This window comes from Pseudoalteromonas sp. 23_GOM-1509m, assembly GCF_000518425.1.
GTDB classification, from domain to species: Bacteria; Pseudomonadota; Gammaproteobacteria; order Enterobacterales; family Alteromonadaceae; genus Pseudoalteromonas; species Pseudoalteromonas tetraodonis.
Genome location: NZ_KI912432.1, coordinates 14,653 through 29,008 on the forward strand (window position 1 = coordinate 14,653; position 14,356 = coordinate 29,008).

A 14,356-nucleotide genomic window follows, 5' to 3' on the forward strand; every position below is an offset into this window, starting at 1 on the left:
TTAAAACTTCACTAATCCAGTAAAACCCATGAAGGCCATTGACATTAAACCTGCCGTTATCATTGCGATTGAGGCACCTTTAAATGGGGTTGGTACGTCTGCTGCGGCTAAACGTTCGCGCAATGCAGCAAATAAAACCAATACTAATGAAAAACCCACCGCAGCACCAAAGCCATAAACGGCCGATTGTAAAAACGTGTGATCTTCTTTGATATTTAATAAAGCAACACCCAATACCGCACAGTTAGTGGTTATTAAAGGTAAAAATATTCCCAGTAACCGGTAAAGCGTTGGACTGGTTTTTCTGACAACCATTTCAGTAAATTGTACAACAACAGCTATCACTAAAATAAAGCTCATTGTTTTCAGATAGGTAATATCCAATGGTAATAAAATATACTCATTTACTAAATAGCTTGTCACAGAGGCAAGCGTTAGCACAAAGGTAGTTGCCAAAGACATACCTATGGCTGTGTCAAGTTTCCCAGACACACCCATAAACGGGCAAAGGCCTAAAAATTGTACTAATACAAAGTTGTTGACTAACACTGTTCCAATTAATAACAAGACGTATTCTGTCATGTGTGCCTCACGCTAATAAAATCCCGTGTATTATCCTTTTTTCTACTGTGATTAACAACACGTTGAGTGATTATCAGTTAAATAAACAACGTTAAATAATGGGCTAATTGTAAAGGGTTAAAATCAAGGGACATTGCAATTAAAAAACTGTCAGCATTTTAACGGCTGAAAATTCATAAAAGCACACTTTAGAACGTAAAAAAGAGCATACATGCTCTTTTTTTACGTTAATTGGAGTAGAGGCGTTAGATGTCTTTGGGCTTTTCAATGTAGTAACCTTGAACACCATCTAGGCATAACGTTTCTACAATGTGTTTTTCTTCTTGGCTTTCAACGCCCTCAGCAAAAACACTGACACCAATTCGGTGAGCAAGGTCGACCATTAAACGCATAAAGTACTGATTATTTTTATCATCCTCTAAGCCTCGGGTATAACTTGCATCCATTTTAATAAAGTCTGGTTTTAAATCTCTGAAAAACTTAAATGATGTGAGTCCTACACCAAAGCGTTCAACAGTAATTCTGGCTCCAACGCGATGCACCATATCAATAAAACGTTTGCTTGCTTTAATGTTTTGTTGCAGACCAAATTCACTCACCTCAAAAATTAACTTAGAAGCAATATGGGTATCTTTAAGCAAACGACGCTCTAACCAAATCATAAATTGGTCACTGTGCGCACTTGAAGGGGTGATATTTAAGCCAAAGTATTTTTCAGATAAATTACTCGATTTTATTCTTTCTAATGACGATTCTATAATTAACTTATCAATTTCTATTGCCATATCGAGCTTTTCAGCCATTGCTAAAAATGAAGCGGTAGGCAAAGCTTGATTTTCTTCTGTTTTGAAGCGGGCTTGAATTTCAGCATAGGCTTTAATGCTTTTACCTAATGGCATAATATTTTGGATCACTAAATGGACGCTTTTAGACTCGATCACTTCGTTAATCACTTTACGCCAGTTTTGATTACCAAACCCTGCGCTCACATTATTAACAAGATCAGTATCGCGCTGCACATGCCACGCATTAGCTTGCTTAGATTGCGCCATACTCATTGCGTTATCAACGATAGAGAGCAACTCACCTAAAGGTTTGGCTTTTTCGTAACCCACAATACCTGTGTTTGCAACCGAGCTAAGCTCTTGGTTTTGCATGTATTGAGTAAAGCGAGATTGTAAGTTTTCACCAAATTTTTCAGCTTCTTTTAACGGGGTATTCGGCAATATAATTATAAAGTCAGAGCTGTTTACTCTAAAAACTTGACTGCCGGAATAGGTGCCACTGATATTTACTATGATATCTGCAACCGACTTAATGTACTCATCACCTTTTTGATAGCCTCGACTTTGATTAATTGACTGTAACTCACTACAGCGGACAAGTGCTAAAGAGCCAAATGTACTTATTTCGGTGTTTTCTATATTTTTTTCGTAGTAATCAACAAACATATTGCGATTACCTAATTCAGTAACACCGTCTTTGTAGGCTTCACGTTTAATATCGTGGGCTGCATTTTTTATATTGTCGTTTTTACTTTTTAAAAAGTGTGATAAACGATTAAAGCTAGGAATTAAACTTTTCCCCAACTTAGCTAACTCAGGTGAATCAATTTTAGTTGCAAAATCATCACCTAGTTGGTTTTGATTGATATATACATCAATAACATCAGCAACGTCCGTACATATATTGTCGTTAATGTGCTTAACAATGGTTTTCATCAATATAATAGGTATTAGGGCGAGTAGGGTGCTAACAATTAAAATAACAAAAAACGCGGTTTGAAACTGCTCACCCAAGTGAGTAATGTTTAATTTAAATTCAATTTTTATATCGGCGTTATTATTTGTGGCGTACTGAGGACGTACTGAGTTGCTACTAGATTGAATAAGCTCAGCAATAAAAGGTAATTGCACTGCATTGTTAACCGAAAATACTTCAACGCCTTGATAGTCACGTAAAACAAAATTTGAAAAGGTTTCACTAGTTGCAAGCGTGTTTTTAAGATTTTCTGCTGATATATCTGTCGCAGAGAGATTTTTAATGTATTGCTCAACGGTCGCTTGTGCATTTTTTTGAGCATTGCCGATGGCATTATCAAAATTTTGGCTAATAAAATAACTACCAGCGGACACAAGTACCAGCCAAGCTAACAGTTGTATAAGAATAAGTTTTTTGAAAGCTGCCATTATTTAATCTTTTTATGTCAAATGGGGGAGGACACAACCTCATGATTATTAAACTAATTATAGCTCGATATCAATAGTTATCAAATGGTTAGTTTTTTAAGCAAAAAAGTTTTTATTTTAAAAGAAGAATGGTAGAGCAAATTGGAGGGTATGTCTATGTGATTGTAGTAAATTGGCTCCCCCTCCCCGACTCGAACGGGGGACCTGCGGATTAACAGTCCGTCGCTCTAACCAACTGAGCTAAGGGGGAACTAAAACATACACATAAAATTGGCTCCCCCTCCCCGACTCGAACGGGGGACCTGCGGATTAACAGTCCGTCGCTCTAACCAACTGAGCTAAGGGGGAACTACATCATAAACATAAACTTGGCTCCCCCTCCCCGACTCGAACGGGGGACCTGCGGATTAACAGTCCGTCGCTCTAACCAACTGAGCTAAGGGGGAATCGTTTATGGCTGAAAAACTTGGCTCCCCCTCCCCGACTCGAACGGGGGACCTGCGGATTAACAGTCCGTCGCTCTAACCAACTGAGCTAAGGGGGAAGCGTCTTGCCTTTCAACGGGGCGAAATATTAATGACCGCATAGCAAAGTGTCAACATATAAAAGATCATAAATTCAAAAAAGAGGTCTATTCGTTGTTTTTATGTGCAATCTGCGCGTTTTGTAACACTATTTAAGTAAAGCGCAGTGATATTGTTTTATAAAAACAGGGTAATATTTGCATGAAGTTTGTAATTTGAGCTAATAAAGTGATGAGTAAAATTTAAGAAAACGGCTTTTAATAGCAAAAACGCGTTCTATTTCCTGTATTTTTATAAAGCGATAATTAACTTATTTAAAATAAATGGCTCCTTTTTATTTTTGGTACGTTAAAACGGTTGAACTAAATGCGTATTAGTTACGTAAACTAAAACTAGCGCTAAAACATAATATAAATTTTGACTGCAGCAGCAATGCTTTGTACAAAAATAAAACAATCAATGAGTTAGCTACCTGTTTGAGTGTGTTACTCACTGATATTAGTCTAAGAAAAAATCACCTTCATACACATAACAGGGGCATACAATGCTGTTTGCATATTGGTAACGGAAAAAACCAAATGATCAGACAATTTAGCACTCGGTTGTAGCCCTTTATAAACGTGGGGTTGATTGAGTTATCCACGGTTTCTGTGGATAACTCTGTTTATGAAACTTTAAGAACATCAGCACCCCCAGCATTGTAGGGCGCTACAACGATTTCAAGTATTTAAAAGCTTTTTTTTATACATTTAAAAACAATAGCTTACGATTCAGCTAAGTTACTCACTTAATCGATAAATAAAATTTTTCGTGACGATAAAACACAGTCTCTGACTGTGTGATAAATCAACAAAACCTAAAAAATAAATGTTGCAAAAGTTACATAAATGTATTTTATTTGGTTTTTAGTGTGTTAGCGCAAAATTTGTTTACAAAGGCATAAAAATAACAGTTTGTAGATTAAACGTTTAATTAATTGTTTAGATTTAATAAAGCATGGCTTGAACAGCTCGGATGCTTTAAAATATGCCGTTCAGTAAAAGAGGCTTATTTATTTTATGCGCGCACATACTCGCCCTGATTTACTCACCGCCCCAATCTTGCCTACATTAAAGAAAATGACCATTCCGATGATCTTTGGGATGATCACCCTAATGATGTTCAACATAGTTGATACTTTTTTCATTAGCTTATTGGGTACTGAGCCGCTTGCTGCAGTGAGCTTTACATTTCCCGTCACCTTTACCGTTATTAGTTTAGCGATTGGTTTAGGCATAGGTACCTCAGCGGTAATAGCAAAAGCATTAGGCAGTAACAATATTGAAGAAGCGCGTTTTGATGCCAGTATATCGTTGTTGATTGCGGTGGTATTAGTGTTGGTTTTATCTACGTGTGGCTATTTATTAATTGATCCTATTTTTACTTTACTCGGAGCTGGAGAGCAAGTATTACCGCTCATTCATGAATATATCAGTATTTGGTTTTTAGGCAGTGTATTTTTAATTACCCCGATGATTGGTAATTCTGTACTGCGTGCCAGTGGCGATACTAAAACACCGAGTATTATTATGGGTGGAGCGGGGCTTATCAATGCGGTACTCGATCCTGTACTTATTTTTGGTTTTGGCCCCATTCCTGCGTTTGGCATTAAAGGAGCCGCCATCGCCAGTGTTATAGCATGGGCAGTTGCTGTGGCAATTATTTTATACTTATTAATTGCTAAAAAGCGCTTATTGAGTTTAAAAGCAGGGTCGCAAACGGTTATTGGAGCTATTCGTAAAATATTAAAAATAGGCTTACCCGCAGCAGGTGCTAACATGCTAACACCGGTTGCTATGGCAGTAATGACAGCATTGGTTGCACATCATGGTCCAGAGGCTGTGGCTGCTTTTGGAGTAGGGAGTCGAATAGAATCAATAGCGAGTTTGGTGGTATTAGCATTATCGATGACTTTGCCACCTTTTATTAGTCAAAACTTTGGAGCCAGTCATTTTTCTCGCGTAAAGGATGCCTACCTAGGAACCTTAAAATTTGTGATGTTATGGCAGTTTGTTATTTATATTTTATTAATTATGTTCTCAGGCGTCATCAGTGAAATATTTGGTAAGGAGCAAGCCGTTGTTGATGTCATAAAACTGTTTATTTATACCATCCCATTAAGTTATGGCTTGCAAGGAGTGATCATTTTATCCAACTCCTCGTTTAACGCTTTACACAAACCCATGAACGCCTTAGTTTTGAGCGTCATTCGGTTATTTATTTTTTATGTTCCCTTTGCGTATATCGGGAATGAACTGGCAGGTTTAATCGGCTTGTTTATTGGCGCGGCCATTGGTAATTTATTCACAGCCCTTGTAGCCTATAAGTGGTTTATGAAAGAAATTGAAGCGTTAAGCAGTCAAGCATTACAGGAGTGTAGTCATTGAGCGATCATTTTCAGTTAGAATCAAAATTTAAACCCGCTGGGGATCAGCCTACCGCTATCGCTCAGTTGTGCGAAGGTTTAGAAGCAGGGCTTGCTCATCAAACCTTATTGGGCGCAACAGGGACGGGAAAAACCTTCACGATGGCTAACATCATTAGTGATTTAAATCGCCCCACTATTATTATGGCGCACAATAAAACCTTAGCGGCGCAATTATACGGCGAGATGAAAGAATTTTTCCCGCATAATGCGGTTGAGTACTTTGTATCTTACTACGATTACTACCAACCAGAAGCCTACGTGGTAGCCAGTGACACCTTTATTGAAAAAGATGCATCCATCAATGAACACATTGAGCAAATGCGGCTCAGCGCCACTAAAGCGCTGTTAGAGCGTCGCGATACCATAATCGTTGCGTCGGTATCGGCGATTTATGGTCTGGGCGATCCTGATTCATACATGAAAATGATGCTGCTTTTAAAAGTGGGTGAAAAAGTCGACCAGCGCGATATGCTGCGCCGCCTTGCAGAGCTGCAATACACCCGTAACGATATTGATTTTAGTCGTGGTACATATCGTGTTCGCGGCGAAGTGGTGGATATATTCCCCGCTGAATCAGATACCTACGCAGTACGTGTAGAAATGTTTGATGATGAAGTTGAACGCTTGAGTATTTTTGATCCCCTCACTGGTGCTGTTGAAAAACACATAGTGCGCGCTACTATTTACCCTAAAACTCACTATGTAACGCCACGAGAAAAAATACTCGAAGCCATCGAAAAAATAAAAGTTGAGCTTAAAGAGCGCAGGGCACAATTACTCAGCGCTAATAAATTAGTTGAAGAGCAACGTATTGCGCAGCGTACCCAATACGACATAGAAATGATGACCGAGCTTGGTTATTGCTCAGGCATTGAAAACTACAGCCGTTACTTATCGGGGCGTACACCTGGCGATCCGCCGCCGACATTACTTGATTATTTACCCGACGATGCATTAATGATTATTGATGAATCGCACGTAACTGTCTCGCAAATTGGCGCTATGTATAAAGGCGACAGAAGCCGTAAAGAAAACCTCGTTGAATATGGCTTTAGAATGCCCTCGGCCATGGATAACCGCCCACTGCGTTTTGAAGAATTTGAAGCCATTGCACCGCAAACTATTTATGTGTCGGCCACACCGGGTGATTTTGAATTAGAGCGCAGCAATGGCGAGGTTGCAGAGCAGGTTATTCGTCCAACCGGCTTACTTGACCCATTAATAGAAGTGCGTCCGGTTGGCGATCAGGTTGATGACTTACTCTCAGAGATTTATAAAAGTGTTGAAAAAGGCGAGCGCGTGTTAGTAACAACACTGACCAAACGCATGGCTGAGGATTTAACCGATTATTTAAGCGAACATAATGTAAAAGTACGCTACTTACACTCTGACATAGACACCGTTGAGCGGGTCGAAATTATTCGTGATTTACGTGCCGGTGTGTTTGATGTGTTAGTAGGCATTAACTTACTACGTGAAGGCTTAGATATGCCAGAAGTGGCATTAGTAGCTATTTTAGATGCTGATAAAGAAGGCTTTTTACGCTCAGCTCGCTCGCTTATTCAAACCATAGGCCGTGCTGCTCGCCATCTTGATGGCCGTGCCATTTTATACGGCGATAGAATCACTAAGTCGATGGCCAAAGCCATTGATGAAACCCAGCGCCGCCGTGATATACAGCATGCTTATAATGTTAAGCACGGTATTGAGCCTAAAGCACTGATCAAAAAGATACTCGATGTAATGGATGTAGGTGAAGATGCTTCACCACAAGATAACTTACAGCTTATTCGTAAAGAGTCTAAAAAAATTCTTAGTGCGAAAGAAATTGCCACGCAAATTAAGCAGCTTGAAACCAAAATGCATGCCTACGCTAGTGATTTAGAATTTGAAAAAGCCGCCTCTGTACGCGACGAAATACATGAACTACAACAACAGTTGATTAATTAAATGACAATCGATTTTACTCCTCTTATTAATGCATTAGCAGACACGCCTTTTGCAGATAACGAATTATGCCGCGTATTTCATGGTCGCGGCCACAGCGTAGAAGCGCTAAGCCATATTAACTTAGACTTTTATCCACCGAGTTTGTTTTTGGTGTCATACAGTGAAATTGATGAGGTAACACTCACTACGCTCACCGATACGTTATGGCAGTGGGCACAACAACATCATCCAGAGCTAATTACTGCATTGGTGTATCAGCAGCGAGCGGGGCTGCAAAGCCATAACACCCTTGTTCACGGGCAATTGCCCGCGCGCCATAGCGTAGCCGAAAATGGTGTGCGTTTTTTGGTTGATTTAATGAGTAAGCAAAACACCGGTATTTTTCCTGATATGCGAAAAGGCCGTGAGTTTGTCATGCAAAATAGTAAACATGCCAAAGTACTTAATCTGTTTTCTTATACTTGTGGTTTTTCGGTAGCGGCTATGCACGGCGCTGCCGATCATGTGATGAACATGGATATGAGCAAAGGCGTGTTAAAAGTCGGTAAGCAAAACCATCAACTAAACAATGTTGATAGGGGCGTCAGTTTTTTACCGCATGATATTTTAAAGTCGTTTGGTAAGCTAAAAAAAGCCGCACCGTTTGATTTAATTATTGTTGATCCACCCAGCTTTCAAAAAGGCAGTTTTATATTAACTAAAGACTACCAAAAAGTGTTGCGCAGACTTCCTGAGCTTTTAAACGATACTACACAGCTGTTGTTATGCGCTAATAGCCCAGAGCTTTCAGAAAACGACTTTAAAGCACTTATTCAAGAACATACTCAAGGTGCTATTGGGTTTGTTAAACGCCTAGAACCGACTGATCGCTTTATTGAAATTGATAGCGATAAAAGTTTAAAAGCATTGGTGTACAAAACAAAAACATAGTGAGTTAAATGAAACTCAGTAAACGTTTAAACGCCATCAATTCGTTAATTACAGAGCCTTACGATATTGTTTGGGATTGTTGCTGCGATCATGGCTTTTTAGGGATGGCGTTACTTGAGCGCGGTATAGCAAAACATATAAATTTTGTGGATATTATTCCAACGTTAATGGAAGCGCTCGAACAGTCGCTGCAACAATTTGAGCAAGGTAAATCTTTACCTTCATGGCAAGTGCGCTGCGAAGATGTTGCGCAGATTAAATTGCCAACAGCTGCAAAGCAAGTGGTGGTTATTGCTGGTGTGGGGGGCGATTTATGTTTAAAGCTTATTGAACAAATTATTGCCAACAACCCGCAAAGCTTGCAACAACTCAGTTTTATTATTTGCCCCATTCAGCATCTTTACAAAGTGCGCGAAGGTTTAAAAGCCTGTAATTTAAAGCTCGAAAACGAGCAAATTATTGTTGAAAACAAACGTTTTTACGAAGTATTACACGTTAGTGTAAATGCCAGCCAAACACTCACTCAAACCGGTGCTCAAATGTGGGATAAACACAATCCACAACATCATCAATATCAGCAGCAATTGCTTAACCATTATACTCGAATGCTCAATAAAGATAGACTTTACTATCAAAAAGTTATAACAGAGTATCAACGAGTATTTGAATGCTAAATGCTCCTGTCAGTGTGATCGGTTTTTGTGATTAACTACGTAAAGTGCTTCATAGTTAATATCTTGCCATCAGGCGGATTTATTTGGTTTATATATGTCAGATAAAAATATAAAAATTGAGCCATTATTAGGCGATGGGCAAAAGTGGCAACACAGTTACGAGCAACCGATTTCGTATGCGCCGTTAGTACAACTGGCCAATAATAATTGGATTGTTCCCCAGCATTTTTTACGTTACAAACATACGCTAGCCAGCGTTAATGAAGTGCTTAACGACATTAGTTTTTCTACTCACTTTAGTGTGTTAGCTGCAGAAAAAAACAGTGATATTTATCTGCAAGTGGCGGTACTTAGTCCAGATAATTACCGTGCTGAGAACAAAGCAAAAAAGTTACTGTTTGGTCGTCGCTGGCCAGTAGAGCAAAATTTGCCAACCTCAGAGCTTATTCAAACAGCATTTTTAGCATTGAAAGTGGCACGCGAGCATGAAGTAAGAGAGCTTTTTCAGCTGCAGCATCAAGGCGCAACCAGCACGCCGTTTAATAATCATCATGATTTACCTGTTATGGCGCAAAACCCTGAGCTTGTTAAAAGCACATCGTTTAAAAATATTCCATTGAACGACCTGATAGAGCGCCTGGTGTTTGCGGATAATAAAATTGCGCTAATTAACTGCCAAGCCATAATCACCGGCGAGCAGGTGTATACGGTTAAACTTCATTGCGATAGTTGTCAGCTAAGCGAATTTAATAATAAAACCTTGTCATTTTTAGCACCTGATGCAACAACCAACAGCTTTTTACATAGCTTTATTGCCGCACTTGTTGCTGTAAGTAACGAGTATGTGAGTGAGCATTTTAAATACCAAGGCTTTGCGCGCTTTAGTAAACATGTACACGCAGAGCAGGTCGGGGAGCTAAGCATTGCCATGCGTTCACCAAGTTCAGTTAGTTTATGTTCTATGGGTAAGCAAGAGGCGAATCAGTTAAACTTTGAAATAGACAGCGGCAGGGCACCCCAAGGGTGTGGACAAGCCATTGGCGGGTTTTTAGCTGCCCATGGTATAGAGCAGCCAGAAAATGCACATTTATACCCTAATTATTTATAACTAAGGGACGGCTATAGTTTGTTTATTTCTTGTTTTACGCTATAGCTTGAGTCGGTAACAATGGCTTCAAGTGTTTGTACTCGCTGTTTGAGTTCAGTCACTTGCGCGGTTACTTCTGCTAGTTGCTTATGAGCATCTTGATTGTTGTCTTGAACTTTATGTTTAAATTCAAGGTGCTTTTTATACATATCGTAAATAACCCCCGAACCTACAGAAATAAGTACAATGAGAACTATCATTGTTGTGCCAGACATAATTACTTCCTTTAATTTTATTTTAAGTTTAAATTATAACCATAATTAAGCGCCGATAAAGGCAATAAATTGTAACTTTATTTGTATTTATAAAGTCATTGTTATTATTTGTGCCGCCACCATATAGTAACCATGTAGTTTTTTTAATCGATACAAGGAATAGGTATGTTAAATAATAAAATTCCACCGGTTGTCGTTGTGGTATTTTTCGCTGCTGTTATGGCACTGATTGCGCATTACACAGTAATAGACTTTACCGCCTTCATAACTTACCTAGCATTAGGATTAGTCGGCATAGGTTGTTTCTTTTGTATTGCTGGGGTCGTCAGTTTTCGTTTAGCCAAAACCACGGTACTACCAAATAAACCTGAGCAAGCAACAAGCTTAGTTACCTCAGGGGTATATAAACTCTCACGTAACCCTATGTATTTAGGCTTTGCTTTTATACTGGCGGGGTGGGGCGTGTGGCTAAGCTCTATTTGGGCTTTTTTAGGTATTGTGGGCTATGTTGGTTATTTAACGCTGTTTCAAATCATTCCCGAAGAGCGGGCGTTACATCAGTTATTTGGTGAGCAATTTGAGGATTACAAATCGCGGGTAAAACGCTGGCTTTAATGTTTTTTCATACTAAAAAAGGCTACCCTTGGTAGCCTTATAGTGTGCTTATTTTAAACTTTACTCGTATTCAAGCGGGTCGGTTACGTTGTTCAGCTCAAAGGCTTCTAAACGTTCTTGGCAAGCGCCACATTTGCCACAGGCCTTATCACGACCATTATAACAGGTCCATGTTTGGCTGTAGTCTAATCCCATTTTAATACCATCGGTTAAAATATCGATTTTAGTATTATTTAAATACGGGCTAAAAATTTCTACCGCATCGTAATTAGCAATACGACACACATCATCCATCTTTTTAACAAACTCAGGGCGGCAATCTGGGTAAATAGCATGATCGCCCGAATGCGCACCGTAATATACTTTGCTTGCTTTAAGCGACACCGCATAACCTACCGCTAAAGAAAGTAAAATCATGTTGCGATTAGGCACAATGGTGCTTTTCATGCTTTCTTCTTCGTAATGGCCTTCTGGCACATCAATATCGTCTGTTAACGACGAACCACCAATAAGCTGATTAATTGCCGATATATCAACAATTTTGTGCGGTACATTTAGCTTTTCACATACGCTGGCGGCGACTTTAAGTTCTTTAACATGACGCTGACCATAATCAAACGAGAGGGCATAAACATCATGGCCTTGCTGCAGGGCTTTATTTAATACAGTAAATGAGTCCATACCGCCGGAATAAATAACAACTACTTTTTGCGTCATACGTGGTTTGCTCTTTAGTTTTGATAGAGGTTTATATCAGGGCGCGATATACTACACGGCCAAGGCATAAATGACAATTTTTGCACCGTGCTTTGTGATTTCTAATAGTAACAATTTTGCCGTCAGGTTGTAAGTGAGATTTCTTTTGTACAAAATTAATGAAGTGTTTGAAACCATTCAAGGTGAAGCGAGTTTTACTGGTACGCCGTCTATTTTTTTACGCCTGCAAGGTTGCCCTGTGGGATGTTCATGGTGCGACACAAAGCAAACCTGGGATGTTGATAACGTATATAAAGTATCACTTGATGACACGGTAGAAAAAAAAGCCGACTCAGATCATTGGGCTGAGGCCAGTGCCTCGCAAGTACTGGAGTTATTTAAATCCCGTGGCTATACCGCCAAGCATGTTGTTATAACCGGTGGCGAACCTTGCATGTATGATTTGAACCCAGTATGTAATTTACTGCATGATCATGGCTTTAGCACACAAATAGAAACCAGTGGCACCTTCGAAATACTCGCCCCTGCACAAACGTGGGTCACGGTATCGCCAAAAATTAATATGCGCGGTGGCTACAAAGTACTCAGTAGTGCTATGCAACGCGCCGATGAAATTAAACACCCAGTTGCTATGCAAAAACACGTAGAAGAATTGGAAGGGCTATTTGCCGCCACCGGTGTAAACCCAAAACTGGTATATTTGCAGCCAATCAGCCAAAAAGCCTCAGCCACTAAATTAGCTATTGATACTTGTATCGCCAAAAACTGGCGCTTATCAATTCAAGTACATAAGTATTTGGGGATTAATTAAAGAGCAGCTGTAAGCTGCTCTGCGTTAAGTTATATAACGTAGATACAAGGTTGGGTTATAAACCCAACCTAACTCAACAAATTTCAGCTCATAAAGCCAAGTAGGCTTTAAATATAATTTTCATCAATAAACTGGCACCACAGCTGTGTATTTAATTCTGGTACGTTTGGCTTATCTCTAATACCGAGTTTAAACATGATCACAGAGCGCCATTCTAAAGAGCCAATGTCTGGCCCATGTCCATAACCGTCACCGGTATTAATTTGCTGTTCAACATGGTTAAACCATGCTTCAGAGCACGGCGAATATTTTTCATCCTTTTGCGCAACACTACTGCATCCAGCAATAATGAGTAATAAAGGGGCCATTAATAGTTTCATATTTTACCTATGTGTTTATTTTGCTAATCGCTGCTGTGTTAAGTTTAAACGCTTATGTGAGCTGTATACTTGCAACCTTTCATCGTCCGTAATTAAAAATGCATCCATTTCTACAGATATTAAAGCTGATATGGGGAAAATCTCTAAAACACCAAGATCAGCAAGTTTAGCTGAAAGAAGTGCCGTTTTGCCGTTAGCAATAAATGTAGAGTCTTGATCACGGTAATCGCCATCAACATATAGTTTTGCACCACCAAACCATGAGTTAACAATTTTAATTTTATGACCCTTAACTGTGAATTCGAACTCTTTTCTCATTTTCAAACTCCATTTTTTGAAAAGTGTATAACATGTTAACGCCGTAAATAAACGGCAGAAGATAGTTGGCAATAACTTGTTGGGAACGAACAAAATAATCTGTTTTTATCCCACTTCTAATTTGTTTTGTTCAATTGCGATTTGCACAATACATTTTCGTTAAGTTTATTACCAAACAAAAATTTCAACCTTTCTGTACCACCCGTTTTTTCATAAAACTCTTGTAATGTAATTTCTTTTTTCTCGTAGCTCATTAGCTGCCAAAAACCGTAAAAGCCTTTGAACCAAAAGTAATAAAACACCGCTCCAACAGCCAATAGGAAATATGCTGATTTGCCAACTTTTCGTTTGTACTTTATGGCGCAATAAAAAAACCAGACACAGCTTAAAACTGCCACTATTAAAAATGCCGTAAAAGGTGTAATTGCAGTATCAATATTATCCCAAAGGAAGCTTAGACAAATTGAACTCCAATCTAACCCCATAGAGAAAATTAAAGTAATCTTAAAAAAGAAATATAATAAAACGGTAGTAAACACCGCATATAAGATCCCACTTTCCTTGTACTCTTCTTTATTCAATACTTGTCCTTATTGAGCGATTTAATAATCTTATAGTGCGCGAGTCGTGCAGGTTTATATCCATACCACGCTCACTTTTCTTCTGTAAAGTTTTAACAAATTACCTAAGATATTACTATCACTAACTTTTCTATGATTTTTAAGAAAAGCTAATATTTAAAAGCGTTGTTATTGAGCAGCGCTTTTGTTTTTATTTTGTTGAACCTTGAACCTTGAACCTTGAACCTTGAACCTTGAACCTTGAACCTTGAACCTT

The 14,356-nt window shown here is 39.0% G+C and carries 14 protein-coding genes and 4 tRNA genes; 7 read left to right on the forward strand and 11 right to left on the reverse strand.

Going from position 1 to position 14,356, the window contains the following annotated elements:
* The 6 genes from rsxA to N523_RS0110645 all read right to left on the reverse strand — a co-directional run bounded on the left by rsxA (position 1) and on the right by N523_RS0110645 (position 3,315).
* Entirely contained in the window at positions 1 to 582 is a 582-nt protein-coding gene (gene rsxA, locus N523_RS0110620; protein WP_008115244.1) for an electron transport complex subunit RsxA, read from the reverse strand.
* Between the two features lie 245 nt (positions 583 to 827).
* The gene (locus N523_RS0110625) at positions 828 to 2,771 is read right to left on the reverse strand and encodes a bifunctional diguanylate cyclase/phosphodiesterase (protein WP_013465281.1); all 1,944 of its coding nucleotides are present in this window, start codon (positions 2,769 to 2,771) and stop codon (positions 828 to 830) included.
* Between the two features lie 173 nt (positions 2,772 to 2,944).
* A tRNA-Asn gene (locus N523_RS0110630) sits at positions 2,945 to 3,021 on the reverse strand.
* A 21-nt stretch (positions 3,022 to 3,042) separates the two neighbouring features.
* A tRNA-Asn gene (locus N523_RS0110635) sits at positions 3,043 to 3,119 on the reverse strand.
* A gap of 21 nt (positions 3,120 to 3,140) precedes the next feature.
* Positions 3,141 to 3,217, reverse strand: a tRNA-Asn gene (locus N523_RS0110640).
* A 21-nt stretch (positions 3,218 to 3,238) separates the two neighbouring features.
* Positions 3,239 to 3,315, reverse strand: a tRNA-Asn gene (locus N523_RS0110645).
* A 1,038-nt stretch (positions 3,316 to 4,353) separates the two neighbouring features.
* On the opposite strand from N523_RS0110645, the gene N523_RS0110650 reads away from it, so the two are divergent.
* The 5 genes from N523_RS0110650 to N523_RS0110670 all read left to right on the forward strand — a co-directional run bounded on the left by N523_RS0110650 (position 4,354) and on the right by N523_RS0110670 (position 10,424).
* A complete protein-coding gene (locus N523_RS0110650) occupies positions 4,354 to 5,721 on the forward strand; it encodes an MATE family efflux transporter (protein WP_028835013.1) in 1,368 nt (455 codons plus the stop codon).
* Positions 5,718 to 7,712, forward strand: coding sequence for an excinuclease ABC subunit UvrB (uvrB, locus tag N523_RS0110655; RefSeq protein WP_013465278.1), 1,995 nt, complete (start codon positions 5,718 to 5,720; stop codon positions 7,710 to 7,712). The genes N523_RS0110650 and uvrB overlap by 4 nt, the downstream gene beginning before the upstream one ends.
* Positions 7,713 to 8,642 (forward strand): class I SAM-dependent methyltransferase, encoded by a 930-nt coding sequence (locus N523_RS0110660; RefSeq protein ID WP_028835014.1) that lies wholly within the window; start codon positions 7,713 to 7,715, stop codon positions 8,640 to 8,642. It abuts the gene before it with no gap.
* Positions 8,643 to 8,650: 8 nt separating this feature from the next.
* Positions 8,651 to 9,316, forward strand: a complete 666-nt coding sequence (locus tag N523_RS0110665; RefSeq protein ID WP_028835015.1) for a tRNA (adenine(22)-N(1))-methyltransferase TrmK — start codon at positions 8,651 to 8,653, stop codon at positions 9,314 to 9,316.
* A gap of 94 nt (positions 9,317 to 9,410) precedes the next feature.
* Complete coding sequence (locus N523_RS0110670; RefSeq protein WP_028835016.1) at positions 9,411 to 10,424, forward strand: hypothetical protein; 1,014 nt, start codon at positions 9,411 to 9,413, stop codon at positions 10,422 to 10,424.
* An 11-nt stretch (positions 10,425 to 10,435) separates the two neighbouring features.
* Here N523_RS0110670 and N523_RS0110675 read toward each other — a convergent pair whose 3' ends face one another.
* Entirely contained in the window at positions 10,436 to 10,678 is a 243-nt protein-coding gene (locus tag N523_RS0110675; protein WP_013465274.1) for a hypothetical protein, read from the reverse strand.
* 165 nt (positions 10,679 to 10,843) lie between these two features.
* Here N523_RS0110675 and N523_RS0110680 point away from each other — a divergent pair, with 165 nt between their 5' ends.
* Positions 10,844 to 11,293 carry a methyltransferase family protein gene (locus N523_RS0110680; RefSeq protein WP_028835017.1) on the forward strand — a complete coding sequence of 150 codons (450 nt, stop codon included), beginning with the start codon at positions 10,844 to 10,846 and terminating at the stop codon, positions 11,291 to 11,293.
* A 60-nt stretch (positions 11,294 to 11,353) separates the two neighbouring features.
* Here the strand turns inward: N523_RS0110680 and queC are convergent, their stop codons facing one another.
* Complete coding sequence (gene queC / locus N523_RS0110685) at positions 11,354 to 12,010, reverse strand: 7-cyano-7-deazaguanine synthase QueC (protein WP_013465272.1); 657 nt, start codon at positions 12,008 to 12,010, stop codon at positions 11,354 to 11,356.
* A 145-nt stretch (positions 12,011 to 12,155) separates the two neighbouring features.
* Here queC and queE point away from each other — a divergent pair, with 145 nt between their 5' ends.
* The gene (gene queE, locus N523_RS0110690; protein WP_028835018.1) at positions 12,156 to 12,821 is read left to right on the forward strand and encodes a 7-carboxy-7-deazaguanine synthase QueE; all 666 of its coding nucleotides are present in this window, start codon (positions 12,156 to 12,158) and stop codon (positions 12,819 to 12,821) included.
* 107 nt (positions 12,822 to 12,928) lie between these two features.
* Here queE and N523_RS0110695 read toward each other — a convergent pair whose 3' ends face one another.
* The 3 genes from N523_RS0110695 to N523_RS0110705 all read right to left on the reverse strand — a co-directional run bounded on the left by N523_RS0110695 (position 12,929) and on the right by N523_RS0110705 (position 14,100).
* Entirely contained in the window at positions 12,929 to 13,201 is a 273-nt protein-coding gene (locus N523_RS0110695; RefSeq protein WP_028835019.1) for a hypothetical protein, read from the reverse strand.
* A gap of 15 nt (positions 13,202 to 13,216) precedes the next feature.
* Complete coding sequence (locus N523_RS0110700; protein ID WP_024601110.1) at positions 13,217 to 13,519, reverse strand: hypothetical protein; 303 nt, start codon at positions 13,517 to 13,519, stop codon at positions 13,217 to 13,219.
* Between the two features lie 116 nt (positions 13,520 to 13,635).
* Positions 13,636 to 14,100: a hypothetical protein gene (locus N523_RS0110705; protein ID WP_010388460.1), complete on the reverse strand. Its 465-nt coding sequence runs from the start codon at positions 14,098 to 14,100 to the stop codon at positions 13,636 to 13,638.
* Positions 14,101 to 14,356 lie beyond the last annotated feature (256 nt).

Bases quoted from the DNA above. Each gene is read 5' to 3' on its own strand.
- rsxA (WP_008115244.1), bottom strand. From the start codon at position 582: ATGACAGAATACGTCTTGTTATTAATTGGAACAGTGTTAGTCAACAAC.
- N523_RS0110625 (WP_013465281.1), bottom strand. From the start codon at position 2,771: ATGGCAGCTTTCAAAAAACTTATTCTTATACAACTGTTAGCTTGGCTG.
- N523_RS0110650 (WP_028835013.1), top strand. From the start codon at position 4,354: ATGCGCGCACATACTCGCCCTGATTTACTCACCGCCCCAATCTTGCCT.
- N523_RS0110660 (WP_028835014.1), top strand. From the start codon at position 7,713: ATGACAATCGATTTTACTCCTCTTATTAATGCATTAGCAGACACGCCT.
- N523_RS0110665 (WP_028835015.1), top strand. From the start codon at position 8,651: ATGAAACTCAGTAAACGTTTAAACGCCATCAATTCGTTAATTACAGAG.
- N523_RS0110670 (WP_028835016.1), top strand. From the start codon at position 9,411: ATGTCAGATAAAAATATAAAAATTGAGCCATTATTAGGCGATGGGCAA.
- N523_RS0110675 (WP_013465274.1), bottom strand. From the start codon at position 10,678: ATGTCTGGCACAACAATGATAGTTCTCATTGTACTTATTTCTGTAGGT.
- N523_RS0110680 (WP_028835017.1), top strand. From the start codon at position 10,844: ATGTTAAATAATAAAATTCCACCGGTTGTCGTTGTGGTATTTTTCGCT.
- queC (WP_013465272.1), bottom strand. From the start codon at position 12,010: ATGACGCAAAAAGTAGTTGTTATTTATTCCGGCGGTATGGACTCATTT.
- N523_RS0110695 (WP_028835019.1), bottom strand. From the start codon at position 13,201: ATGAAACTATTAATGGCCCCTTTATTACTCATTATTGCTGGATGCAGT.
- N523_RS0110700 (WP_024601110.1), bottom strand. From the start codon at position 13,519: ATGAGAAAAGAGTTCGAATTCACAGTTAAGGGTCATAAAATTAAAATT.